The sequence below is a fragment of the Actinoallomurus acaciae genome, from assembly GCF_042429965.1.
Taxonomy (GTDB): domain Bacteria; phylum Actinomycetota; class Actinomycetes; order Streptosporangiales; family Streptosporangiaceae; genus Actinoallomurus; species Actinoallomurus acaciae.
Map to the genome: position 1 here is coordinate 1 of NZ_JBHLZP010000842.1, position 256 is coordinate 256.

Annotated in this window: 1 protein-coding gene; it reads left to right on the plus strand. The window is 75.0% G+C overall.

Annotated features, from left to right (window positions below; genetic code table 11):
• Positions 1–256 (plus strand): hypothetical protein (locus ACFFNX_RS47865; protein ID WP_378213081.1); only part of this gene is annotated, 256 nt, incomplete at both ends.

Sequence of the window (256 nt, forward strand, 5' to 3'; positions counted from 1 at the left end):
CGTACGGCCCAGACCCGGCCGCGAGCGACCAGAACGACAACGCGGACGCCCCGATCGGCCGGGATCGGACACCGCTGAACCTCGGTCCCCAGCGCCACGACCCGTACGGCCCAGACCCGGCCGCGAGCGACCAGAACGACGACGCGGGCGCCCCGGTCGGCCGGGATCGGACACCGCTCGACCTCGGTCCCCAACGCCACGACCCGTACGGCCCAGACCCGGCCGCGAGCGACCAGAACGACAACGCGGACGCCCC